19 protein-coding genes are annotated in these 23,115 nt (G+C 61.6%); 1 reads left to right on the top strand and 18 read right to left on the bottom strand.

Going from position 1 to position 23,115, the window contains the following annotated elements:
- Positions 1-160: 160 nt before the first annotated feature.
- From AC1MEK_RS24365 to AC1MEK_RS24290, 16 genes are all read right to left on the bottom strand, one after another.
- Positions 161-1,243, bottom strand: a complete 1,083-nt coding sequence (locus tag AC1MEK_RS24365; protein ID WP_480398835.1) for a polysaccharide biosynthesis/export family protein — start codon at positions 1,241-1,243, stop codon at positions 161-163.
- A gap of 180 nt (positions 1,244-1,423) precedes the next feature.
- Entirely contained in the window at positions 1,424-2,836 is a 1,413-nt protein-coding gene (locus tag AC1MEK_RS24360; protein WP_480398834.1) for an undecaprenyl-phosphate glucose phosphotransferase, read from the bottom strand.
- 13 nt (positions 2,837-2,849) lie between these two features.
- The gene (locus tag AC1MEK_RS24355; protein ID WP_480398833.1) at positions 2,850-4,091 is read right to left on the bottom strand and encodes a glycosyltransferase family 4 protein; all 1,242 of its coding nucleotides are present in this window, start codon (positions 4,089-4,091) and stop codon (positions 2,850-2,852) included.
- Between the two features lie 91 nt (positions 4,092-4,182).
- A complete protein-coding gene (locus AC1MEK_RS24350; protein ID WP_480398832.1) occupies positions 4,183-5,223 on the bottom strand; it encodes an acyltransferase family protein in 1,041 nt (346 codons plus the stop codon).
- A gap of 9 nt (positions 5,224-5,232) precedes the next feature.
- Complete coding sequence (locus tag AC1MEK_RS24345) at positions 5,233-6,360, bottom strand: glycosyltransferase family 4 protein (RefSeq protein WP_480398831.1); 1,128 nt, start codon at positions 6,358-6,360, stop codon at positions 5,233-5,235.
- A gap of 177 nt (positions 6,361-6,537) precedes the next feature.
- Entirely contained in the window at positions 6,538-7,860 is a 1,323-nt protein-coding gene (locus AC1MEK_RS24340; RefSeq protein ID WP_480398830.1) for a hypothetical protein, read from the bottom strand.
- Positions 7,861-7,962: 102 nt separating this feature from the next.
- Positions 7,963-9,216: a glycosyltransferase family 4 protein gene (locus tag AC1MEK_RS24335; RefSeq protein ID WP_480398829.1), complete on the bottom strand. Its 1,254-nt coding sequence runs from the start codon at positions 9,214-9,216 to the stop codon at positions 7,963-7,965.
- Positions 9,213-10,214, bottom strand: coding sequence for a glycosyltransferase (locus AC1MEK_RS24330; RefSeq protein WP_480398828.1), 1,002 nt, complete (start codon positions 10,212-10,214; stop codon positions 9,213-9,215). Before AC1MEK_RS24330 ends, AC1MEK_RS24335 begins: the two co-directional genes overlap by 4 nt.
- Before the next feature lie 201 nt (positions 10,215-10,415).
- The gene (gene rfaH, locus AC1MEK_RS24325) at positions 10,416-10,937 is read right to left on the bottom strand and encodes a transcription/translation regulatory transformer protein RfaH (protein WP_480398827.1); all 522 of its coding nucleotides are present in this window, start codon (positions 10,935-10,937) and stop codon (positions 10,416-10,418) included.
- Positions 10,938-10,943: 6 nt separating this feature from the next.
- Positions 10,944-11,744, bottom strand: a complete 801-nt coding sequence (locus AC1MEK_RS24320) for a WbqC family protein (protein ID WP_480398826.1) — start codon at positions 11,742-11,744, stop codon at positions 10,944-10,946.
- 68 nt (positions 11,745-11,812) lie between these two features.
- Complete coding sequence (locus AC1MEK_RS24315; RefSeq protein ID WP_480398825.1) at positions 11,813-14,029, bottom strand: polysaccharide biosynthesis tyrosine autokinase; 2,217 nt, start codon at positions 14,027-14,029, stop codon at positions 11,813-11,815.
- Positions 14,030-14,482 (bottom strand): low molecular weight protein-tyrosine-phosphatase, encoded by a 453-nt coding sequence (locus AC1MEK_RS24310; RefSeq protein WP_480398824.1) that lies wholly within the window; start codon positions 14,480-14,482, stop codon positions 14,030-14,032.
- On the bottom strand, positions 14,472-15,401 hold the full coding sequence (locus AC1MEK_RS24305; protein WP_480398823.1) for a glycosyltransferase family 2 protein: 930 nt from the start codon (positions 15,399-15,401) through the stop codon (positions 14,472-14,474). The genes AC1MEK_RS24310 and AC1MEK_RS24305 overlap by 11 nt, the downstream gene beginning before the upstream one ends.
- A 3-nt stretch (positions 15,402-15,404) precedes the next feature.
- On the bottom strand, positions 15,405-16,919 hold the full coding sequence (locus AC1MEK_RS24300) for a lipopolysaccharide biosynthesis protein (protein WP_480398822.1): 1,515 nt from the start codon (positions 16,917-16,919) through the stop codon (positions 15,405-15,407).
- 19 nt (positions 16,920-16,938) lie between these two features.
- On the bottom strand, positions 16,939-18,060 hold the full coding sequence (locus AC1MEK_RS24295) for a DegT/DnrJ/EryC1/StrS family aminotransferase (protein ID WP_480398821.1): 1,122 nt from the start codon (positions 18,058-18,060) through the stop codon (positions 16,939-16,941).
- A 71-nt stretch (positions 18,061-18,131) separates the two neighbouring features.
- Complete coding sequence (locus tag AC1MEK_RS24290; protein WP_480398820.1) at positions 18,132-18,917, bottom strand: hypothetical protein; 786 nt, start codon at positions 18,915-18,917, stop codon at positions 18,132-18,134.
- Between the two features lie 844 nt (positions 18,918-19,761).
- Here AC1MEK_RS24290 and AC1MEK_RS24285 point away from each other — a divergent pair.
- Positions 19,762-21,570, top strand: a complete 1,809-nt coding sequence (locus AC1MEK_RS24285; protein WP_480398819.1) for a M24 family metallopeptidase — start codon at positions 19,762-19,764, stop codon at positions 21,568-21,570.
- Positions 21,571-21,650: 80 nt separating this feature from the next.
- On the opposite strand, the gene AC1MEK_RS24280 is transcribed toward AC1MEK_RS24285, so the two are convergent.
- Positions 21,651-21,938 carry a hypothetical protein gene (locus tag AC1MEK_RS24280; RefSeq protein ID WP_480398818.1) on the bottom strand — a complete coding sequence of 96 codons (288 nt, stop codon included), beginning with the start codon at positions 21,936-21,938 and terminating at the stop codon, positions 21,651-21,653.
- Between the two features lie 185 nt (positions 21,939-22,123).
- Entirely contained in the window at positions 22,124-23,008 is an 885-nt protein-coding gene (gene rhtA, locus AC1MEK_RS24275; RefSeq protein ID WP_480398817.1) for a threonine/homoserine exporter RhtA, read from the bottom strand.
- Positions 23,009-23,115: the final 107 nt, after the last annotated feature.

Genomic DNA, 23,115 nt, shown 5'->3' with positions numbered 1-23,115 from the left:
TGGGTTGCCGCTTGCCGAAAACGCCAACAACTGTTGATTCACTGTTGCCATGGAAACACTCGAATCGCAGGCAAAAAAAATCCCCGCAGCCGGCCACTGCGAGGATTTTGATCTTGCTTTTAACTTGTAGCTTGCCGCTTGAAGCTTGCAGCGGCCACGGTCAGTTCCGGAACATCGCACCCGTCTGGATGATGTTGTTGGAACCCAGCAACTGGCTCACGTAACGGCTCCACCGGGTGATGTTGGCAGGGCCGACGAACACCACGTCCTGTGCCGACAGCTCGAAGCCCTTGGCCAGCGCATAAGCGGTAGGCTTCTTGGCGTTGAGGTGGTACACGGTGGCCGAGTGAGTCGCATCCTGGGCGCGAATCACGTACACGGCATTACCATCGGCGGCATCAGGGCTCAGGCCTCCGGAGGAGCCCAGCGCTTCAAGCAGCGTGATGCTGGTGACGCTGAACGGGATCACCTGAGGGCGCTGAACTTCGCCCAACACGTAGATCTTGTTCTTGGAGTTGCTGTTGAGGTGCAGGTAGTCGCCGTCCTTGAGGTAGATCTTGCTCAGTTGCGAATCCTTGCGGTTGAGCGAGTCGACGTCGATCACGTAGTCCTTGCCGTCCCGGCGCAGGGTCAGCCCCGCGAGGTTGGCGTCGGTCAGGTCAAGCCCGGCCTGGCTGATGGCCTGAACCAGGCTCAGCGGAATGTTGGTGATCGGCTGGGTGCCGGGGGTCTTGAACGCACCGGAGAGCAGCACGCGCTGGCTGTTGTAACGCAGCACCCGAACGTCAACCTTGACCTCGGTGTACTGCGGCAACAGGCCCATGCGCAGTTGCTCGCGGATCTGCGCGACGGTCTTGCCGGCGGCCTGGATGCGGCCGACATACGGGAAGAACACGGTGCCGTCGTTGAGCACTTCACGGGTGTTGGCGTCCAGCTGATCCTGAGAACCGGGGGCGGTCAGTTCAGGGTGCTCGAACACGGTCACCAGCAAGGTGTCGCCTGGCCCGACCACGTATTCCGGAGTCTTGTAGGTCAGCAGCTCCGGTGGCAACGGTTTGGCCGCAGCCGCCGCAACCTTCTGCTGTTGAGCCAGGGTGGCCGGGGTGATATTGACGAGCGTGACCGCGGGGCCGTCCGGGTCTTTTTCGGTTACGTCATCGAGGGACATGTACTGGCCTGGGGCGAATGCGCAGCCTTGCAAAACCAGACTGGAAAGCAGCACTACCGCTAACGTTACTTTCATATGAATGTTCCTTCTAATCCTAAAAGGTGCGTACTGGCACCGCAGTGATTTCGTTGCATCCCTTACTTACACCGTACGTCGGATCACAATCGCTCAAACACTCACGCACCTCCTGCCGAGCGTAGCTGCTACGGCCCAAGTTGTTTTTATTGGCAGATCGTTGTTGTTATCGAGGCAACACTAGAAAGCGTTCTTGTTGACGAAACCCTTGAAGAGCGTCAGCAGGATGATTTTCATGTCCAGCCAGACCGACCAGTGCTCGATGTACTGCAGGTCGAATTCCACGCGTTTCTGCATCTTGTCCAGCGTGTCGGTTTCGCCACGCCAGCCGTTGATCTGCGCCCAGCCGGTGATGCCCGGCTTGACCTTGTGCCGCAGCATGTAGCCCGACACCTGCTTTCTGTATTGCTCGTTGTGCGCCACCGCATGCGGGCGCGGGCCGACGATGGACATCTCGCCGCGCAGCACGTTGAAGAACTGCGGCAGCTCGTCCAGCGAGGTGCGCCGCAGGAAGCCGCCCAAGGGCGTGATGCGGCTGTCGTTGCGGGTGGCCTGGGTCACCACGGCGCCGTTTTCCTGCACGCTCATGCTGCGGAATTTCCACACCATGATCGGCCGGCCATCCAGGCCGTAGCGACGCTGGCGAAACAGCACCGGTCCCTTGGAGGTGAGCTTGATCGCCACCGCGATGACCATCAGCGGCAGGGCGATCATCGCCAGGATGACGCTCGACAACACGATGTCTTCCAGACGCTTGACCACGCTCCAGGCGCCGTCCATGGGCGAGTCGAAAATGCTGATGCTCGGCAGCCCGTTGATGCTCTCGCTGCGTGCGTGCAGCAGCTCGAACATGAACACGTCGGGGATCACGTAGACCGACGCGGTGGTGTCCGACAGGCCCTTGATCAGCTCCTGCAGACGCGCCTGGGCGCCCAGGGTCAGGGTGATGTAGACCTTGTCGATCTTGCCGTCGCGGGCGTCGTTGATCAGTTGATCCAGATCGCCGAGCACCGGGATGCGCCGGCCGATCTGCGCCAGGTCCATCTGCTGCGGGTCTTCGTCGTAGAAGCCCAGCAGGTTGAGACCCATCCACGGTGCGCTTTCGATGGACATCGCCAGGCGCTCGCCGCAATGGCCGGTGCCGACGATGGCCACGCGGCGGGTGTTGAAGCCCCGGGCGCGAAAGCTGTGCAACAGGCTGCGGATCGCCAGGCGATAACCGCACAGCGCCACCAGCACCGCAGCAAACCACGCCATCTGGCTGTTGTCGGCGAGGTTGGCCGGCTTGAGCAGCAGGTAATCGACGAACAGCAGCAGGACGAACGCCAGGCCCCAGTAGTTGGAGACCTTGATCAGTTCGCGCAGGATCCTTTCGCCGCGCCAGGAGCCGTACAGCTGGTGGTACTCGGCCAGCCAGTGAAACGCCACGGCGGCCAGCAGGATCTGCATCCAGATTTCAGTGCTCATGCCGGCGTCGGACAACAGGTTGACGCCGTAGCCGCACAGCATGATAACGGCCAGGTCCAGCAAACGGTGAGCGACAGACAGTGACGATTGATGAGCGTGCAAAATGCCGCGAAGAGGTGTGCTCATGGTTAATGCTCGCTCAGACGGATTTGATCGGAACAACGCGGGCGGAGAGCTCGTTGGCTGCCACATTCGGTGCTACTTGCGCCACTGGCGCGACTTGCGCAGGCCTTGCCGGCTCTGGTTGACGGGCCTGACGGCTGGCGCTCAGGCGCAGTTCGACGAACTGACGCATTTCCTGCTCGAAGCGCGCCTGGCTGAAACGCTCGGCGTTGGCGCGACAGGCCTGGGCCGTGATGCGCGGGCTGTTGGCCTCGAAGGTCTGCACCGCGTCGATCAGCGACGCCACGCTCTGCTCCTGATACAGCACGCCGGTGGGGTAGGCGTGGTCCAGCCCGCAGACGGTTTCCAGCACGCCGCCCTTGCCGAAGGCGATCACCGGTGTGCCGCAGGCCTGGGCTTCCACCGGGCTGATGCCGAAGTCTTCTTCGGCGGCGAACACGAACGCGCGGGCGTTGCGCATGTGCTCCTGCAACACGCTGAAGGGCTGATAACCCAGCAGCTGGATGTTCGGGGCGTGGGCTGCGGCGGCGCGCGCCTTGTCCATTTCCGGGCCGTCGCCGACCATCACCAGACGCTTGTCCGGCATCGCGGCGAAGGCTTCGACGATCATCGGCATGCGCTTGTAGGGCACCATGCGCGAGGCGGTGAAGTAGTAGTCCTGCTTGTGTTCCTGCAGGGTGAAGCCGCGGGTGTCGACCGGCGGGTAGATCACCGTCGATTCGCGGCGGTAGGCCTTGGTGATGCGTGCGCCGATGAAGTGCGAGTTGGCGATGAAGTCATCCACGCCGGCTGCGGTGCGCTGATCCCACATGCGCATGTAGTGCAGGATCATGCGCGCGACCTTGCCCTTGAGCCCGCGGCTCAGGTTGGCTTCGCGCAGGTACTGGTGCTGCAGGTCCCAGGCGTAGCGGATCGGCGAGTGCACGTAGCTGATGTGCAGCTGGTCAGGGCCGCACAGCACGCCTTTGGCCACCGCGTGGCTGCTGCTGATGATCAGGTCGTAGCCGGACAGATCCAGCTGTTCGATGGCCATCGGCATCAGCGGCAGATAACGCTGATAGCGGGTCCTGGCCTGGGGCAGGCGTTGAATGAAAGTGGTGGTCGCCACTTTGCCGCCCAGTTGCGCGCGGTCCTGATCGCTGAGGAAATCAATGACGGAAAACAGATCCGCCTCGGGCCAGATATTGATCAACGATGCCAGAACCCTTTCGGCACCGGCGTACGTCACCAGCCAGTCGTGGACAATTGCGATTTTCATTGGAGTTCTCTGCATTAACGGCTTTGAAAGACCCCGCACGTCGAGCGAAGCTCGCGCGGGCCCCAAGCGGTTTCATTTGCGCAGGCCGACTTCAAATACTGACTGGCTGCGTCCTTGCCTTGCGATTGTTGAGCCGTTTGCCCAGCTCGATGAACGGGTGTTCGATGCAGTGAAAGCACAGGTGCGCCGCGCCCAGCGTCAGCACCGTGGCGAATACCGCGACCACCAGCGCCGGGGCGCCGGTCGGTTCCAGCAACCATTGGGCGAGCATGCCCATGGTCGGGTGCAGCAGGTACAGCGAGTAGCTCACCGCGCCCAGCCACACCAGCGCCGGGTGGTCCAGGCGAACGCTGCGGGTCAGCAGCAGGAAGCTTGCGATGGCCACTGCGTAGGTGAAGCAGTAGCGCCCCCAGGTTTCCCCGGTGCCCATGTCCTTGCTGTAGGCCATGATCAGCGTCGGTGGCAGGACTACAGCGAAGGCGATCAGCAGCATCTTGAGATTGCGCGTCAGCTCCTGGCTGTGTTCGGCCAGCAGCCACTGGCGCCAGATCGAACCGAAGAACATCAGCGACAGGGCCAGCGGCAGTGCCACCGGCAACTTGCGGTCAGTCACCGCGCGCACGATGCTCATCGCCAGCGCCACCAGCAGAAACCCCAGCGAGCAGCGCGCGCGAAAGGTCTGGTCGTACAGCTTGCCGCCGATGAACAGCACCAGGCACAGCCCGTAGAACACCAGCTCGATGAACAGCGTCCAGTACAGCCCGATCACGTCATCGAACCCCAGTGCGGCCTGGACCATGCTCAGGTTTGCGACGAACTGGGCCAGTGACGGCAGCGGCGCGCCGGTCAGCTTGAGCAGCAGCACGAACACCAGCAGCGACAGCCAGTACGCCGGATACAGGCGCATGAAACGCGAGATCAGAAAGCGCCGCGCGCCGTCGGGAACAGGCTTGAGGCTGTAAGGAATCACCACGCCGCTGATCATGAAGAACCACAGGACGCCGAGCTTGCCCGGGTCGATCAGCGCATCGAACACCCAGACATGCCCGATGACCGGCAGATACAGGTGCGTGAACACCACCATCAAGGCGGCGATGCCACGCAGCGCGTCGAGATAGGCCAGACGTTTCATGGGCGTGCCTCACAGCTTGCTGGACGATTCACGCCGCAGGCCGTCGGTGCCCGCAGGCGGGCTGGCGCGACGGTCGCGGGGCTGGTTGAGCAAGACATCGATGCGGTGCGACACCCGCCGTGCCGACTCTTCCCAGGAAAACCGCGCCACGTTATTCAGGCCGCGCCGGCGCAGGGACTGGCGCAGCGGCAGATCGGTGAGAATGCGTTCCATGGCCGAGGCCATGTGGGTGATGTCCAGCGGGTCGAAGTACAGCGCGCTGGCTTGCAGCACTTCCGGAATCGACGCCGCGTTGGCCGCCAGCACCGGGCATCCGCAGGCCTGGGCTTCAAGGGGCGGAATGCCGAAGCCTTCGTACAGCGACGGAAACACGAACGCGGTGGCGCCCTGGTACTGGGCGATCAGCTCGTCGTCGCTGAGCCGGCCGAGAAACTTGATGCGCGAATCGCGGCTGGCCAGGCGCTGCAGGTTGTCATCGGCGAACACGTCGCTGGCGCCGCCGACAATGTGCAGTTGCAAATCGTCGTGATTGCGCAGCATCAGGAAGGCCTGAATCATCCGGCTGAAATTCTTGTGCGCGCTGGGGGAGGACACCGCCAGCAGGTATTGCGCTTCATCTTTGAGCGGCGGCCCCGGCTGGAACTCGCCGCTGACTGCGTTGGGCACCACGAAAATCTTCTTTTCCGGGTAGTTGTAGAACTGCGAAATCTCGCCCCGGGAAAAGTTGCTGACCGTCAGCAGCGCCTTGATCCGCGAGAGCATGATCGGCGTCATGGTCCGGTACAGCAGACGAAACAGGCGGGTGTAGCTTTCCGGATGGCGCACGTAGGTGACGTCGTGGTGGGTCGCGATCTGATTGCCGTAGAGCAGTGGCGCGGTGCTGCACAGCGACACCAGAAGCGGATTGCCCTGGCTGCGCAGGTACAGCGGCAGATCCAGTTGCTCCCACAGATGGCCCGAGTGGCGACCGATGCATTGCACGTCCAGCGCGCGGGCCGAGTCGTGCATCTTGATGCCGTGGGGCGCGACGAACACCACATCGTCGCGCAGCTGTTTGAGGGCCAGACACGTCTGTTCCGCGAAGCGCTGAACGCCACGCAATTCCTGGGTGAGAAAACGTGCATTGATCACAATCATTGTGGGCGACCTGTTGAAGAGATGAGGGGGTCGTGAAGTCCGGGGTTTCGAATCCAATCCGTTCTCACGTAGCAGCACGGCTTGCCGGCGGGAGCGGTGTGTCAGCCGATACATCTGTCACAGACACACCGTCCCGCCGGCAAGCCGTGCTGCTACGGGGCGAGCGGTGAACGTTAATCAGGGCAAGGCAAACAGCGCCGGGCGGGTGCCCAGGCTGATGATTTTCGGGAACTCGTCGATCGGCACTTGCGCCGAGCAGCGGCCCTCGTTGCAATTCCACGGGATGCCGCTGTCGACCTGGCCGTTGGCAGGCTCCCGTGTGTCGATGTATTGCACGTTGCCGCGCAGCACGCTGCTGGAGTCGATCTTGATCGAGCGCGGCAGCCCGGCGGTCCAGGCGACCATGATCTGGTCCGAGCCACGGGCGAAGCGCAGCAGGTACTGCGAGTCGATTTCACGACTCTTCTCGGCGTCATAACGAAACTGATGCAGCGTCGGGCTGATGGCCTTGAGCGTCAGGTACGCCTGCTTGATCGTGAGGTCCTGATCGAGCAGCCCGAAGTTCTGTTCCGGGTCGGTGCGGTCGGGGCCGTCGTTGAGCAGGCCGTTCCACCACATGCCCTTGATGTTGGGCATGGTCTGGGCGAGAAAGAAACTGCGCGCCAGAAACGCCGCCTGGGTCTTCTCGTCACCGCCGCAGCGCCCGTCATTGCTGGGCCAGCCCATCTCGGTCAGGTACAGCGGAACCTCGGTCTTGTTTCGGGTCTTGTCCTTGAGATCCTCGTTGATCCTTCTTAGCCACGCGATCCAGTTTTCCGGCGTGTTGCGTTCGTCCGAGCGGCAGTGCACGTAAGGGTGCAACGACAGACCGTCGACATGGTTGAGAATGCCGGACTCCACCAGCCGGTCGGCGAACCCCAGGTCCATGCCCTGGCTGGTCACGGCGCCTGCCAGGATCACCATGGGCCGCTGGTTGGCGCGAATCCGTCGGGCGGCTTCTTCGACCAGTGTGCTGTAGTCCTTGGCGAAGGCCGGGTCGACCGGATTTTCCTTGTCCCACTCGTTCCAGATTTCGTAGAAGTCCACGCTGTCGGTGAGCTGGCGCGTGACGAAGCTCACGTAGTTCGAATAGGCATCGCGAACGTTGGGTTTACGCGGTTTGGCGTAGTTGTCGTAGAACGGGTTGCCGTAGCCGAGCACCAGCAGCGGGCGCAGATGATGCTCCTGCGCCTTGCTCAGATAGGCCTGCCAGGCCGGTTCGATTCTCATCAAGCCCCGTCGGGGCTCGGCGCTGGACCAGTAGGCGTCATCGCGTACTGAATCCACGCCGGCTGCCTCCAGCAATTGCAGCGCCTTGGCCGACGTCGAATTCTTGTTCATCAGGTGGGTGTCGACCCCGATGATGAACGACTCGTCGGCAAAGCCTGAGCTGCTGATCAACAGACCCAGCAGCAGGACCGATAAGGGTCGTCGTAACCTCGTCAGGCGCGTGATGGGCATGGCTTGTCTCAGTGAAGAGGCACGGTCCGGAGCGCTCGCTCAGTTTGGTCTCGGGCCGTTGGCAAATGAAAGCGGCCCCTTCCACGCCTGGGCCGCACGTCTTCAAACTGTATGAGGCAAGACCGTCGTATCACGGTGCGCAATGTTATCGAGCAGGGTCTGGTCGAAGATGCTCTCGTAGCTGTCGAGCATCAGCTCCAGGTTCAACAGCGCCGCGACGCTGACGCGCGCCTGGCTGCTCAGCCGGGCCAGCAGGTCCGGTTGCTGGTGCAGCCGGAGCATCGCGTGGCCCAGCGAATCAGGATCGTCGGGCCGGCACAGCAGGCCGTTGAGCGGGTCCTGGATGATTTCCGGCAAACCGCCCATGCGGCTGGCGATCACCGGCACCGAGTGGGCGCAGGCCTCGACGGCGACCATGCCGAAAGGTTCGTTCCACAGCGACGGCACCACCGCGACGTCGATCTGGCTGTAGAAGGCCTCGGGCTTCTGGTAGCCGACGAAACTGATGTTGGGCGACGTGGCCAGCGCCTTGAACGCAGCTTCGTCGTCCGCTTGCCCGCGCCCGGCGATCTGCAGGGTGGCGTTGAACGGCAGACGCTGAAACTGTTCGATGAGCCAGCGTACGCCTTTCTGCTCGGACAAGGTGCCCATATATCCGAAACGCAGCGGCGTGTTCTTCATCGACGGGTCCAGCTCACGCTGTTTGCTGCGTGAAGTGCGTGCCGGCGCGTAGGGGCTGGCGTTGTGCACCACGTAGCCTTTGGCCGCGCTGAAGTAACCGCGCTTCTGCAGTTTTTCCAGAATGAACTGGCTCACCCCGACCACCGCCGACACCTGCGCGGAGCGGGCGTCGTGACCCTTGCGAAACGACTGGCAACTGCTGCATTGCTGCTGGCAGCAGACGCCGCGCTTGAACATGCTGCTGCTCGGGCACATCAGGTACATGTCGTGCAGCACCTGGACGATGGGCAGGCGGGCGGCGCTGATTTCGTCCCACACCGACACCGACCAGCCGGCCAGATTGTGGCAGACCACCAGTTGCGGCTCTTCGCTTTTGATCACGTCCCGCACATAGCTGCGCATCGCGCCGTTGTAGCGGTCGCGCAGGTGCCAGCCCAGACGCAGCAGGCGGCCGGGACGCTTGGCGCCGAAGTGCCAGTAGAAGTTATGAAGCCCTGCGCGGTAGACCTTCACGCCATTGACAGTCTCGGCGTTAAGGCCCGCATCGGGTCCGGTCACCAGCACGCTGACCTGGCAGCCGCGTTGTTGCAGGCCTTCGACGGTGCGCTGGAGAATGATCTCCGCGCCGCCGCCGACGTGAGGTGAATACAGGCTGCTGATGAACAGGATTTTCATAATGGATACGACTGATTCAGGCCCAGGACGCCGGACTCACCGTCACGGATGGCTTTTTCGATCAGGCTCAGGCGCTCTTGCGCGCCGCGCCGTTTGGCGATCAGCCGCAACAGGCGGAAGAACACCCAACGGTTGAGGCTGTAGAGCAGCGACGAGTTGGCCCAGACGTTCTTGTCGAACCAGGCCTGATTGCGCGCCCCGTAGTAGGCGCGCAGATCCGAGCCGCCCAACAGGAAGCTCTCGTAGATGTTGTTGGTGCGCGCCTTGATGTTCCAGGAGTTCTCCAGGTCATCGAGCACCGCGTCCGGCACCAGAAAGATCCGCCCGCCGCCTGCGGTGATACGCCAGGTGTACTCGCTGTCGTCGGCGTAAAGCAGCAGGGCGTCCAGCGGCAGGCCGATCTTGCGGTACAGGTTGCGGTGGGCCAGCAGCCCGCCGTAGGTCGCGAACGGCAGTTGCACCATGCCCATCTTGTCCTGGGAGCGTTGTGGCGCGCCCCAGGGCAGGCGCCGCCAGATCTTGTACGGCAGCTGGGCGATGTGAAAGCCGAAGAAGCTGGAGCGGCGCTGAATGGCGAAGCGCTTGGGCACACCGGCGGCGATGTCGGCCTGATGGGTGGGGCGAAAGCCCAGCACCGCGGCCTTTTCCTCGCCGTCGACGCGTTTGCGCTCTTCGAGCACTTCATGCAGCGTGGCGATGGCGTTGATGGTCGGCGCGTTGTCATCGTCCATCAGCCAGATGTGCTCGGCACCGGCGTCCAGCGCCGCCTGGATGCCCACCGAGTAACCCCGGGCGGAACCGGTGTTCTGGTGCAGATAGATCACGCTGACTTCGTCCGGCCAGGTGCGGCGCAGGGTTTCCAGCGGCGCGGTGGAGGCGTTGCTGACGATGATCACGCGGTCGATCAGCGGGCTTTCCAGCGAACGGCTGACCAGCGTGTGCAGGTAGTTGAAACGGTCACCATAGGTGAGCGTCACCAGCGTCGTTTTTCGGGTCATGGTGAGTTTCCGGGCGAAGAGGGGTCAAGAGGCTGAAAGCGTCAGCCCCGAAAGCGTCTTGGGTTGTGAACCTGGATGTGAGAGTGGTTGCGATTGAATGTGGGAGTGAGCTTGCTCACGAATACGTAGCGAATGGACCTAAGCCTTCGTGAGCAAGCTCACTCCCACAGATCGTTTATTCACACAGGGCTCGCGCTGGACTCAGGCCTGCACCTGCATCCGCGACAAACTGCTGACCGGCAAGGTCACTTTCTGTTCACGGTGCAGCAGGTTGAGCAGGATCACCGCGCGTTCGTCGCCGTCGGCCGCGAGGAAGATCGCTTCGACGTCGTTGAAACCTTCGGCGGTGATGCGCACCGCTTCGCCGTGCTGGAAGGGCTCCTTGGGCGGCGGCGCCAGCAGGCGTTCGCGGATCTGTTCGATCAGCTGGTCCTTGACCGGGATCGGCATGCCGCCGAAGGTCACGATCCGCGCAACGCCCCGGGTGGAGCGGATCGGGTACCAGTTGTCGTGGGTCTGGTCCATGCGGATGAACAGGTAACCGGGAAACAGCTCTTCCTCGGCCGCAGCCCGTGAGCCGCGTTTCTTTTCACCCTGCTTGACCGGGCGATAGCATTCAAAACTCTGGCGTTGCAGGTGTTCCTGCGCGCGCGCTTCCTGACGGGGTTTGGTCTGGATCAAATACCAGCGTGCCAGGCTTGAGGTGCAATCGGTCTGAGACATAATCCTTCACTCCACTGCCATCCGGTTCTGACCCGTCAACACAACGTTCGGGTGCTTGAGCATCTCAAACAGAAAACCTTTTCCCTGTGGCTCGTCACCCTTGTCCAGCGTGAAACTGGTCAGCATCTGCTGAATCTGCTCGACGCAGTTGAACATGAGCACATCGATAATAGACAGGTTTGCGACGAAGGGATGCTTGAACTGCCGATAGACCACCGGGTCCATGCGGAAGAAATGCACCTTCATGCCGTGCTGGGCGAACAGCTCGCGGTCGTACAGCACCGAGCCACCTTCAGGGTTGATGAAGGTGGTGGCGGCAAAGGTCTGGACGATGCGGATCACCCGGTCCTGCTTGTCGGTCGGCGTGCCCACGCTCAGGTCCGAGCCGCGCATGATCGGCGTGACGATGTGCAGATAGGCGCACAGTTCGCGGATCGCATGCTCGGCGTACAGCGCAATGTTCTGCTGTGGAAAGCGGATCAGCCGTTCGATCAGCGGCATCACCTGGGCGAAGTAGGGCGCCTTCTGGTAGTTCTGCGAGATCTGCCGGATCAGCCGCTCGCCCTCGGCCGTGAAGTTGTCGCACAGCTGGCGCTGGTTGATCGGCAGTTCGAAGCGGTCCTTCTTCAGCGGAAAGGTGATCAGTTTCGCTTCGCCGTTGCACAGGATCCGGTTGCGGTTGACCCAACCGGACCTGATGTATTGCAGGTCATCGCCCAGAACGAAGACATCTGCGGCGGCTATCAACTGGAAGTAACCCAGGTAAGGAAACAGGTAGGGCTGCATCATTGCTATGGTCCGGGCCATCTCTAACTCCTGTCATGTTGTCTGGCTCTGGGGCCGGATTGATCGAAGGCCGAGGTCTGCCCCGTGGCTCACTTGCGCACGGTGGTGTAGTCGTAGCCGTAGGCTGCGCAGTCGTAATCGGCGGTCGAGGCCTTGCGCAGTACACCGTTGAAAATTGCACCCTTGATCAGGATGCCGTTGTGCATCAGGCGACGTTTGCTGGCTTCGATTTCCTTGGCGGTGGAGAGGCCGAAGCGGGTGACCAGCAGGCATGTGCCTGACTGACGCCCCACCAGCGTGGCGTCGGTGACCGCCAGGATCGGCGGGGTGTCGACGATCACCAGGTCATACAGCGGCGACAGGTCGGTGATCAGCTTGTTGAAGTTGTCGTGCATCAACAGCTCCGACGGGTTGGGCGCCGCGAAACCACAGGAGATGAAGTCCAGGTTGCGCACTTCGGTGTGGTTGATCACTTCCTTGCTTTTCAGCCGCGCGGCCAGGGTGTCCGACAGCCCGTGCTTGGGCGTCAGGTTGAACGTCTTGTGCAGGTAGCCACGGCGCATGTCGGCATCGATCAGCAGCACGCGCTTGCCGGTCTGGGCAATGATCACCGCCAGGTTGCTGGAGACGAACGACTTGCCCACGCCCGGGGTCGGGCTGGAAATCATCAGCACGTTGTTGCGCGCCTCCAGCATCGCGAAGTGCAGGCTGGTGCGCAGGCTGCGCAGCGACTCGATCGCCAGTTCCGTTGGCGCGCTGACGCTGAGCAGGCGCGGTTCCTTGTTGGCGCCGCGGGCCTGGCTGCTCTTGTCCATGCGCTCCTGCTGACGGGAAAACGGCAGCGAGGCATAGACCGGCATGCCGAGGTTTTCGATCACGTCCGGGTTATCCACCCCGCGATAGAAGGCCTGGCGAACGAACACGGCACCCACGGCCAGCAGAAGACCTGCCAGGGCGGCGACCAGCACGATGATTTTGCGCATCGGCTTGACCGGCTCTTCGACGTTGGCGTCGGCGTTGTCGATGATGCGCACGTTGCCGATGCTGCCGGCACGCAGAATGTCCTGCTCTTGGCTCTTGTCCAGCAGCAGGGTGTAGGTCTGCGAAGTCACTTGCATGTCGCGGGTCAGGCGCAGCAATTCCTGCTGGGTGGCGGGCAGGGTTTCGATCTTTTTCAGCAGCGCCGCCTTCTGCGCTTCGACCTGGCTGATCTGCGTCATCAAACCGCGATAGGTCGGGTGTTCCGGGGTGTACAGGCGTTCGACGTCGACCCGCTTCATCTTCAGGTCCGACAGCGTGCCTTCAAGCTTGACCACCTGATCGAGCACCGATTTGGTTTCCACGCTCAGGTCCACCGACTTGGCGCTGGTCTGGAAATTGTTCAGGGCAATTTCCGATTGCTCCAGCTGTTTGCGCACCGCGGGCAGTTGCGAGCGCAGGAATTCCAGGCGCTGAGCCGCTTCGGCCGAGCTGCGTTCGACGTTCTGGCGCACGTACAGGCGGCTGACTTCGTTGAGGATGCGCTTGGCCTTGACCGGATCAGGGTCCTGGATCGACAGGTAGACGATGCCGGAATCCTTGCCCGCTTCGAGGATTTTCAGGCGGTCCTGATAGTCCAGCGCCGAGGTCAGGGTGCGTTGGCGAATCACGGTGAACTCGGTGCCAGGGCGACCATTGAGGGCGGCGACCTGAATCTTCACGCCGCTGCCTTCGACGGTCTGCGCCACCGGGCCGCTGAGCAGCTTGTTGTGGTCGCTGTCGTACAGGCTGAAGGTGTCAGGCTTGTCCACCACCATGGTCATCTTGTCGCCGAGCAGCGCGTCAGGCACTTCCAGCTGGAAGATGTCGATCTTCTCGCCGCCCCAGGCGTAGCTGTCCAGGCCGAACAGCGGCGAGGCCAGTTCGCCCTCGTGGTCGGGCTTGAAGTGGCGCGCCATGTAGCCGCCGATACCGGGCACGTATTTGGGCTTGGCGATGATGTTGAGCTTGAGGTCATCGACCACTTTGCCCAGCACCGCGCGGGATTTGATCAGCTCGATTTCGGTGGTCGCCTGGGACACCGACAGCGGTTTGCTGCTGATCTCGGTGCGGCCCTCGATGCCGATTTTCTTCGGCTCGATCTGGATCATCGCGTTGGCCTGGAAGATCGGCGTGGCGAGGATGGCGTAGGTCAGCCCGAGCAGGATGCAGACGCCCATGATCGAGCAGATCATGACCTTGTGATCGAACAGGGTGCGCAGGATGGTCGCCAGGTCGATCCGGGAGTCCTGGACTTCTTCCAGGGAAGTGCGGTTCATAGCGGTCATTTATCTCGGATCTCCTGACTGAAGATAAGGAAGCCAGTCGTCGACACAACGCGAGAGCAACTCGTAGGTCTGTTCAAAGGCTAATTTCGGGCGCCGATACGGGTCGGCTATTTCCATGTCCTGTTGCCATTTGCCGATCAGAAACGTCTTGCCACGTACTTCGGGCGCGAGCTTGAGCACGCTTTGCATCTGCCGGTGTTCCATCAGCAGAATCAGGTCCGCGTCGTAGAGCATCTGCCGGACCATTTGCCGGCTACGATGGCGGTGCGCCTCCACGCCGTTGACTTGCAACACGGCGCGGGCGAGAGGATCCATGGTTGAGCTGAGCATGGCGTGGGTGCCTGCCGACGAGATCGCGACATTGGGATTCTGTACGCGCTGTAGCAGCATCGCTTCGGCCATGGGGCTGCGACAGATATTGCCGACGCAGACCACCAGGACGTTACTGAACATGGCCTTTGCTGAAGGTCGACATCAGCCGCTTGCTGATGTTGAAGCTGAAATTGCGCGCCACTTGCAGCAGCGTCAGGATCTTGCGCTGCGGGGTGATCGCCGACAGCGAGTAACCGACCATTTCCATCAGAAAGTGCTCGTAGAGTTCCTGGTTGCCCAGGCGGTGGTAGTAGTTGGCCAGGGCGCCGGACGTCTGCAGCGCCATGTGCAGTTTTCGCTTGCTCGACCGCATGGAGAAGATCCCGCCCAGGTGCAGGCGATAGGCCGCAGGCTTGATCTCGGCCATGAACTTGCCCTTGCCGTAGGCGCCCAGCAGCGACCACCAGACCAGGTCGTTCAGCGGTGCGGCCACCAGCTCCTTGGGCAGCGAGTCGAAGACGTTGCGAAACACCGTGGTCAGCGTCGAGATCGGCCGGGTCTTCTGCAGCTCCAGCGCCGAGGCGTCTGCGCGCAGCTTGCCCTGCAACTGGATGCCGTACTGGCCGTTGGTGTCGAAGGGGATGGCGTCGTGGTAGGTCAGCACGTAATCGGGGTGGCTTTCGAGAAAGTCCACCTGGATCTGCAGTTTGCGCGGGTCGGTCCAGTAATCGTCACCTTCGCAATAGGCGATGTAGCGGCCACGGGCCTGGCCGAACAGGCCGGGCACCGACGACTTGCCTTGCGAAAACTGGTTCGTCTCGTGAAAGAAGGTGCGGATCAACGTCGGATAACGCGCGGCGTAGTCAGCGATGATGCGGGTGGTGGCGTCGGTGGACGCGTCGTCGTTGACCAGGATTTCGAAGTCGAACGTCGTCTGTTGCATCAGAAAGCCGTCCAGCGCTTGTGCGATGTAGGCTTCCTGGTTGTAGGCCGGGCAGACGATGCTGACCAGAGGAGTACTGCTTGACGAGGCGTTAGCCTTATTGCTGGAAGCATCCATGGCTCAAATACTCGGTTTGCTGAACAAGACGGAAATCTTCGTCACCAGTGGCTTGTAGCTCGCTGCTACCACCATCAGCGTGATCAGGCCGCTGACGGCCAGACCCATGAACGTGTTGAAGCGGTTGTCGCTGGCGATCAGCCGCAGCACGGGCTCGCTGATCGCAAGACCCGCAGCGGTCATCACGCTGATGCGGATGATGTCGCGCAGCCATTGGCCGTGAATCCCCGGTGCCAGACGCTGATGCACGATGGCCGGCCAGATGGCGAACGACACCACGCGCAACACGAACCAGGCGACGGCAGCGCCCAGCGCGCCCTGGTAGTGAATCGCCAGCAGCATCACCGGCACCGTGATCAGCGTGGAAACCAAGCTGTACCAGACGTGCAGACGCATCTGCCCATAGGCGTACTGCAGGTAGAACTGAAAGGCGCTGACCGCCATGATCGCGCTGCCCAGCGAGTACCACGGCAGGATCGAGCGGCTCCACTGGGCGGCCGCCTGATCGCCGGACCAGGCGTACACCATGTCGTAGGCGTGCAGGGCAATCAGTGCCGCCAGCGGAAACAGAAACGTGCAGACAAAACGGTTGGCCGCCAGAAACAGGTTGTGCATGTCGTCGCGACGACCCTCGGCCATCAGCACCGTCAGGCGTGGCAACAGGGTCTGCGCCAGCGGGTTGCTCAACATCAGGATGCCGGTGCTGATCAGCGCCACCAGCGAGAAGTAACCGTATTCGTTGAGCGGCAGCAGTTTTGAAAGCGCCACCTTGTCGATCTGGGTCAGCACGATCCACAACACCGCTGTGCCTGACATGCCGGCAGCGAACGGCACGATCGGCTTGACCAGTTTCCAGTCGAAGCCGGTCAGCCACTTCGGCGTCGGCATCTGTTTGTAGGCGCGCGCCGCGAAGATCAACGTCTCGATCAGGCCGACCAGCACCTGAAACGCGAAGAACGTCACCGGGTCGCTGGAGATCGTGCTCACCAGCAGCAGGCCGCCGAAGTAGCGCAGCGTGGCGATCACCACGTTGGCGATGTTCAGCCAGGCGTGCTGCTCAAGGCCTTGAATCCCGCTCTTGTAGAGCGTGGAAAACAACCGCAGCGCGACCACGATGCCCATCAGGCTGATGCACTGCACCAGGGTCTGGGTCGACAGCTCCTTGGCATTGAGCCAGTGCACTGCGATCCAGTCGCTGCCCAGGTACATCGCCACGCAGCAGAGGCTGGCCAGCGGCAGGAAGATCAACTCGAAGGAACGCAGCAGGCGGCCGGAGAAGTGATCCAGTCTGTCGCTCGCCTGCTGATGGGCCACGGCCCGTACCAGGCTGGGTGACAAGCCGGCATCGAGCAGTTGCAACCAGGCCTGCAGCACCGAAAAGAACCCGATCAGGCCATACGCCTCGGCGCCCATGTGGCCGAGGTAGAAAGGCATGATCAGGATTCCCACCAGCAGCGCGTAGGCCTGTCCCGCGTAGCTCAACGCAGTGTTGCGTATGACTGAGCGCCTGTTTTGCATGTCCGTACGTCCTGTCTCATTAGATGACACGGGCCAGGTTCGGGCTCTGATACGTGGCGCTGGCTGGGCTGCACTCGGCGAGCACGGTCTGGATCACGCGGTCCTGATCCTCGCGGGACAGGCCCGGGTAGATCGGCAGGCACAGCACCCGTTCGCTCAGGGAGCGCGAGGCGGTCTGGGCCGCCTGCGGCTGCAGGTATTCCAGGGTGTCCAGCGACGGATAAAAGTAACGGCGCGGGTTGATGCCGTTGGTGTTCAGCGCACCGCGCAGATTCAGCAGCTGCTGCTCGTCGCGCAGGGCGATGGGGTAGTAGCTGTTGTTCAACTGGCTGTCCGCTTCGGGCTGTTGCAGCTGAACGTAGTCGCGCAGGGCGGTGGTGTAGCGCTCGGCAATCTCGGCGCGTTGCGCCAGGATGTTGTCGATGTCGTCGAGAATGCACAGGCCCATCGCCGCCGAGAACTCGTTGAGCTTGGCGTTGATGCCGATGCCATCGATCTTGTCGACGTCGGCGATGCCGAAGTTGCACAGCAGATAGACGCGGCGGGCCAGGTCATCGTCGTTGGTGATGATCGCGCCGCCTTCGATGGTGTGGAACAGCTTGGTGGCGTGGAAGCTCAGGGTGCTGATGTCGCCCCAGTTGAGCACCGACTGCCCGGCGTGGCGTGCGGCGAAGGCGTGGGCACCGTCGTACACCACTTTCAGATTGCGCCGACGGGCGATCTCCTCGATGCGCTCGACTGCGCAGGGGTTGCCGAACACGTGGGTGCCGACGATACCGGTGGTGTCGGAAACGATGCGGCTTTCGATGTGCTCAGGCGAGATGTTCCAGGTCTGGGCGTCGATGTCGGCGAAGATCGGACGAATGCCTTCCCACTGCAGCGAGCTGCTGGTGGCCACGAAGCTGAACGGGGTGGTCACGGCGCTGCCGGTCATGCCCAGGGCGCGGTAGGCCACTTGCAGGGCCAGGGTGCCGTTGTTGGTCAGGAGCACGTGCTTGACGCCCAGGTAATCCTTCAGGCGCTGCTCCAGCTCGCACACCAGTGGGCCGTGGTTGGTCAGCCAGCCGCGCGCGTAGATGCCTTCGACGTAGTTCTTGAACTTGTCGATATCGCCCAGGTAGGTCTTGGTTACGTTAATCATCGTGATCTCCATGTCTGACGCAATGCGGTGAAGGCTTGCAGCGGCTGGCGGGCCTGACCTGAAAGAGCGGCCTAGCCTCGGGGGGAGGCAGAAGGACGGTTGCCGGCTTTATTGCTCATTCGTCGTGCCCGGCCCTGGTTGATCCGCAGGATCAGCCGAGTGGCCAGGCTTCCTGTGTGTGGGTCGCCGAAATGAAACAGCGCGGTGGCGCGCTTGACCTCGGGGCCTACGGGTTTGTTGGCGTGCAGGGTGCGATAGCCCCAGAAGAAATAAACGTTGCCAGGCTCAAGGCGCAGGATGTAGGGCTTGAGCCACCTATGGTCCATGCCCTTGACGATCCAGCTGCGGGTGAACTTGTTCTGCAGCAGCGCCTTCTCGATGACGTTGAAGAACACCCAGTTGCGCACCCGACGAATATTGGGAAACAGCATCAGATCGCCGCGTTGTTCACCTTCGCTGGGGATGAACACAGGGATAAGTGCGGTGACCAGGCTGGCGTCGTAGTGAAATGCATTGGACTCGCGCGTCCCCTGGTTGCCTTGTACGCAGCGCAGTACCGGGAAGATCCGGTCGCTGCTGGCATCTTTGCCGGCGGCATGTTTATAGAGGCCTGCCAGCAACAGCCTGAAGCGCATATCGGACCAGTACTGCGCCAGCAGGCTTTCACCGAGCATGTCCTGGCCGTGGTACGCAAAGTATTCGCCTTGATGCTTTTGCGCCTGGGCGTCGGTCCAGCTGCGCAGTTGCTCAAGATCGGTCGGCGTGACCGCGCCACTCAATTGTGCAAAGCCGTTGGTATCGATTTCGTCAGCCAGGCGTTGGACCAGCCGCTCATCCATGTCGAAAGATAAAGGCATTGCGTTGCGCCCCATTGAAAGTGGAAGGGGGCACGGCGGATTGTCGTTCGGGGTTCAGGCACGCTACCGCCCGAATCTGCAGATCCTGCCGCGCGTTTCGCTGTCGGTTACGCGAAGGGCTCAAGGAATCGTCGGGCAAAGCTACCGCCCTACCGAGCACTTTCAGTAACGTGAGAAAAGTTTCTTCAGGCCAACAGATGCCCACCGGCGCAAGAAACGCACCGTGGTGTTCACTAACTTCGTTGGCAAAAACAGAACCGGAAAAGTCGAAATGTCTTCTGCGCGCAGCGTTAGGGTTACGCGGCTGAAACAGGAAAACATTGGACACGCATATATATCGACGGCAGCGCTTTCCCTGTCAAACGATTTCGCCAACATTCTGTTAAATTTTTGATAAACGGGGTGCTGGGTAGTTTAACTTGTTGATTTATATGGAAGTCAAAAAAACATCAGTGCCCCCATCCGGTGCGTTGACGCTTTTCAGGCGATGGGCTGTAAGGCCCGTGAGCAGGGCCTGGAGCCCATAAAGACGATTTTCCAGCGTCAGAAGTCAGGCAGCGATCAGGGCGAACAATTTTATGGCGCTCATTAATTGAACGTATTTTTAGCTTTGTTAGTTGGCCAGTGAGTGGGAGTTTGATACTTGCTAATTAGCGGTGTCAGCGAAAGCTGACAAGTTCAAGTGAGCATCGGCTTACTTGGCTATTGGTGTTCGTTATTTAGACCGCGATATGCAGGGCGCTGGCCGTCATCGCCCGACACGCCTGCACGGTTGCTCCGGCCTTGGCAGTGCTCCATCATCTGCCGGGTACAAAGAAAAAAATCCGGGTTAGCAGGAGAACCAATGAATACGCAGTCGAAAACCAGTGCAGTGGTGGCGCAACGCCTGGCGCAGGCACGCACCCTGATGAGTCGTGAAGGTATCGATGCCTGGCTGGTGCCATCGGCCGACCCTCATCTTTCCGAATACCTGCCGGGTTATTGGCAGGGGCGCCAATGGTTGTCAGGTTTCCATGGTTCGGTCGGGACCTTGATCATCACCCAGGATTTCGCGGGCGTCTGGGCAGACAGCCGCTATTGGGAGCAGGCCACCAAGGAGCTGGCCGGCAGCGGCATCGAACTGGTCAAGCTGCAGCCCGGTCAACCCGGCCCGCTGGAGTGGCTGGCCGATCAGGCGAAGGCCGATTCGGTGGTGGCTGTCGATGGCGCCGTACTGGCGGTCGCGTCTTCGCGAACGCTGGCCAGCAATCTCTATGCGCGTGGTGCGCGGCTGCGTACGGACCTGGATCCGCTGACCCAGCTCTGGACCGATCGCCCGGCCTTGCCGATCCAGGCAATTTATGAGCACGTCGCTCCCCAGGCCACTCAAGAGCGGGGCGAGAAGCTCGCGCGGCTGCGCAGCGTGATGGCGGAGCGGGGCGCCGACTGGCATTTCCTGGCCACGCTGGACGACATTGCCTGGCTGTTCAACCTGCGAGGCGAAGACGTTTCCTACAATCCAGTGTTCATTTCCTTTGCGCTGATCGGGCCTGACAGCGTCAGCCTGTTCGTTGCACCCGAGAAGGTCAGCGCCGAGCTGCGCAGCACGCTCGAAGGCGAAGGCATCACCCTGCGCGAATACACCGGCATCGGCGCTGCGCTGCGCGAAGTGCCGCGCGATGCGCGCTTGCTGGTCGATCCCGCGCGGGTGACCTGTGGGCTGCTCGATTACCTGCCCAGCGAGGTGACGCTGGTGGAAGGGCTGAACCCGACCACGCTGTTCAAGTCGCAGAAAAGTGAATCTGATGCACAGCACATTCGCCAGGCCATGGAACAGGACGGCGCGGCCTTGTGCGAATTCTTCGCCTGGCTGGATTCGGCACTGGGCCATGAGCCGGTCAGCGAGCTGACCATCGATGACAAACTGAGCGCCGCACGGGCCCGACGTCCCGGCTATGTTTCCCAGAGTTTCGCGACCATTGCAGGCTTCAATGGCAACGGCGCCATGCCGCATTACCGCGCCACCGAAGAAGAGCACGCGCAGATCGAAGGCGACGGGCTGTTGCTGATCGACTCCGGCGGCCAGTACCTGGGTGGTACCACCGACATCACGCGGATGGTCCCGGTGGGCACGCCGACCGCCGAGCAGAAGCGCGACTGCACCCGTGTTCTCAAGGGTGTTATTGCACTGTCCCGTGCTCAGTTCCCGCGCGGGATTCTCTCGCCGCTGCTGGACGCCATCGCCCGGGCGCCAATCTGGGCCGAAGGCGTGAACTACGGGCATGGCACCGGCCACGGCGTGGGCTATTTTCTCAACGTGCACGAAGGTCCTCAGGTGATCGCCTACCAGGCCCCGGCCACGCCGCAGACGGCCATGCAGCCGGGGATGATCACCTCAATCGAACCGGGTACCTACCGTCCGGGGCAGTGGGGCGTGCGCATCGAAAACCTGGTGATCAACCAGCACGCGGGCAAGACCGAGTTTGGTGAGTTTCTCAAATTCGAAACCCTGACCTTGTGCCCGATCGACACGCGTTGTCTGGAAACGGGCTTGTTGACGCAGGAAGAGCGCGAGTGGCTCAACGGCTATCACGCCCAGGTCAGAACCCGTCTGAGCCCGCTGGTGGAAGGCGCCGCTTTGGCCTGGCTGGAAACCCGCACGGCGGCTGTATGAAGAATCGCCGCTGTCTGTAAGGTGGCGGCTTGCAGTGATCCTGACCTGTCGTGAGTGCAGGTCAGGATTGTTTCATCGGATCAGGGCTGCGGTTTTTTGCAGACGATGATCATGCTGCGGCTGGTGTAGCCGGCAGGATTAAGGCCTAGCGGGAAATCCCCCGGATCCTCATCGACGTCGTTCGATTTGGCGATGACCCGATACTGGCGCGACTCACAGGAGTCGGTCGCCATCTGATAGCACTTGTCCCAGGAAGAAGAAAGGCCGGAGCAGTTGATGTGCAGGCCCCGCTTGCTCTTGACTGGCTTGGAGGTGGCCGCGCATCCGGTCATGACCACCATTGCCAGTATTATTGAAATGTACTTCATTCACTTCCTTACCTGACCGGGCTTTTCCCGTTCAGTCTCTAGCCTGAATTCGCGCAGCTTACCTGAAGCCAACAGCCATGCCCTTCCGGGTGCAATCCACAAGGTGGAGAAGGGCTCGGGTGTAAACATGGCGCAACGGCGTTACAAATGCTAGTGACATCGTGTAACGAAGGCAAAATACCCGGTCAGTCTGCAGGTACCAGAGCGGCCGGTTCCGGCTTGGTCGTCAGTGTCGCGCCAATGGAGGCAACGATGATTGCGCCGATGGCCAGCCATTGCGTCAGCGACAGCGTCTCGTGCAGGAAGGTCAGGCCCATCAGCGCGCCGATAGCCGGCTCCATGCTCATCAGGGTTCCGAAGGTGCGGGCCGGCATGCGGGTCAGGGCAATCATTTCCAGGGTGTAGGGCAGCGCGGTGGAAAGGATCGCGACGCCCAAGGCGATGGGAATCAGTGCGGGGTCCAGCAATGCCATGCCGGCGTGGGCAGCGCCCAGCGGTGCGATGAAGATCGCAGCGATGACCACGCCCAACGCGGCGGTCTGTACGCCGTGGTCGGCACCGGCCTTTTGCCCGAACAGAATGTAGGCGGCCCAACAGACACCGGCGCCAAGTGCATACAGGGCGCCTGTCAGATCCAGGCTGTCTGCCTGGCCCATGGGAATCAGCAAGGCCAGGCCCGTAACGGCCAGGGCGATCCAGATGAAGTCGGTGATCTTGCGTGAATGCAGCAACGCAACGGCCAAGGGGCCTGTGAATTCCAGCGCCACGCCGATGCCCAGCGGAATGGTGCGAATAGCCATATAGAAGAGGAAGTTCATCCCGCCCAGGGCGATGCCATATATAAGCACCGATTTCATCGAGCTGGCGGTGAACGTGGTTCGCCACGGGCGCAGAATCAGGACCATCAGAATGCTGGCAAACACCAGGCGCAAGGTGGTGGTGCCTTGGGCGCCTACAGCGGGGAAGAGCGACTTGGCCAGCGAGGCGCCGCTTTGTATCGACACCATGGCGATCAACAGCAGGCCCACGGGGATGACGACCGAGGCCAGGCTGCGTTGTTTTGCGTTCATTGTTTTTCCAGGAGTTCACATCAGAAAGGCAGTAAGCGTTCATTTTGCTGAAAAATGGTGACATGAGCAATATAATGCTCAATACGTATCCTGAAACCTGTTTTGCG

The sequence above is a fragment of the Pseudomonas sp. 2 genome (assembly GCF_056627435.1).
The sequence above is the reverse complement of the archived record's forward strand: the minus strand, read 5'-3'. Positions and strand labels throughout refer to the sequence as shown.

Coding starts and splice junctions, on each gene's coding strand:
- AC1MEK_RS24330 (WP_480398828.1), bottom strand. CDS start 10,214: ATGACCCGAAAAACGACGCTGGTGACGCTCACCTATGGTGACCGTTTC.
- AC1MEK_RS24350 (WP_480398832.1), bottom strand. CDS start 5,223: ATGAAACGTCTGGCCTATCTCGACGCGCTGCGTGGCATCGCCGCCTTG.
- AC1MEK_RS24365 (WP_480398835.1), bottom strand. CDS start 1,243: ATGAAAGTAACGTTAGCGGTAGTGCTGCTTTCCAGTCTGGTTTTGCAA.
- AC1MEK_RS24300 (WP_480398822.1), bottom strand. CDS start 16,919: ATGCAAAACAGGCGCTCAGTCATACGCAACACTGCGTTGAGCTACGCG.
- AC1MEK_RS24315 (WP_480398825.1), bottom strand. CDS start 14,029: ATGACCGCTATGAACCGCACTTCCCTGGAAGAAGTCCAGGACTCCCGG.
- AC1MEK_RS24280 (WP_480398818.1), bottom strand. CDS start 21,938: ATGAAGTACATTTCAATAATACTGGCAATGGTGGTCATGACCGGATGC.
- rhtA (WP_480398817.1), bottom strand. CDS start 23,008: ATGAACGCAAAACAACGCAGCCTGGCCTCGGTCGTCATCCCCGTGGGC.
- AC1MEK_RS24305 (WP_480398823.1), bottom strand. CDS start 15,401: ATGGATGCTTCCAGCAATAAGGCTAACGCCTCGTCAAGCAGTACTCCT.
- AC1MEK_RS24340 (WP_480398830.1), bottom strand. CDS start 7,860: ATGCCCATCACGCGCCTGACGAGGTTACGACGACCCTTATCGGTCCTG.
- AC1MEK_RS24320 (WP_480398826.1), bottom strand. CDS start 11,744: ATGGCCCGGACCATAGCAATGATGCAGCCCTACCTGTTTCCTTACCTG.
- AC1MEK_RS24310 (WP_480398824.1), bottom strand. CDS start 14,482: ATGTTCAGTAACGTCCTGGTGGTCTGCGTCGGCAATATCTGTCGCAGC.
- AC1MEK_RS24345 (WP_480398831.1), bottom strand. CDS start 6,360: ATGATTGTGATCAATGCACGTTTTCTCACCCAGGAATTGCGTGGCGTT.
- AC1MEK_RS24355 (WP_480398833.1), bottom strand. CDS start 4,091: ATGAAAATCGCAATTGTCCACGACTGGCTGGTGACGTACGCCGGTGCC.
- AC1MEK_RS24360 (WP_480398834.1), bottom strand. CDS start 2,836: ATGAGCACACCTCTTCGCGGCATTTTGCACGCTCATCAATCGTCACTG.
- AC1MEK_RS24290 (WP_480398820.1), bottom strand. CDS start 18,917: ATGCCTTTATCTTTCGACATGGATGAGCGGCTGGTCCAACGCCTGGCT.
- rfaH (WP_480398827.1), bottom strand. CDS start 10,937: ATGTCTCAGACCGATTGCACCTCAAGCCTGGCACGCTGGTATTTGATC.
- AC1MEK_RS24285 (WP_480398819.1), top strand. CDS start 19,762: ATGAATACGCAGTCGAAAACCAGTGCAGTGGTGGCGCAACGCCTGGCG.
- AC1MEK_RS24335 (WP_480398829.1), bottom strand. CDS start 9,216: ATGAAAATCCTGTTCATCAGCAGCCTGTATTCACCTCACGTCGGCGGC.
- AC1MEK_RS24295 (WP_480398821.1), bottom strand. CDS start 18,060: ATGATTAACGTAACCAAGACCTACCTGGGCGATATCGACAAGTTCAAG.